The organism is Streptomyces hazeniae (assembly GCF_031845485.1).
GTDB classification, from domain to species: domain Bacteria; phylum Actinomycetota; class Actinomycetes; order Streptomycetales; family Streptomycetaceae; genus Streptomyces; species Streptomyces hazeniae.
Window position 1 is genome coordinate 1 of the sequence record NZ_JAVREQ010000182.1, and the last position, 453, is coordinate 453.

Sequence of the window (453 nt, forward strand, 5' to 3'; positions counted from 1 at the left end):
GTAGAGGCGGCCGTCCGGTGAGCGGGTGCCCTCGGGGTACATGCCGAGCAGCTTGCCCTCGCCCAGGATGCGCTTGGCGGTGGTCAGAGCCGCCTGCGCCGAATCCGCGTCGGTGCGGTCGATCGGCACCTGGCCGACGACGGTGTAGAACCAGGCCAGGAACCGGCCCTTGATCCCGGTACCGGTGAAGTACTCCTGTTTGGCCAGGAAGGTGATGCGGCGGCTGACCACCAGCGGCAGGTAGAAACTATCCATCACCGCCAGGTGATTACTGGCCAGGATCGCCGGACCGTCGGTCGGAACATGTTCCAGCCCAGTGATTTTGGGCCGGCCGAGGACGGCCAGCACGGGGCCCAACAGGATGTACTTGAACAGCCAATACCACATGGACCCTCCACCTTGTGCGCACCGCGCAATGCTCTGCGACAACTGTACCCAGGCCATGTTGTGGCT

1 protein-coding gene is annotated in these 453 nt (G+C 64.5%); it reads right to left on the reverse strand.

What is annotated here, in order from left to right:
- Positions 1-387, reverse strand: a 387-nt coding sequence (locus tag RM572_RS29220) for a lysophospholipid acyltransferase family protein (RefSeq protein ID WP_311676365.1), incomplete at its 3' end; no start/stop codon positions are given.
- Between the last annotated feature and the right edge of the window lie 66 nt (positions 388-453).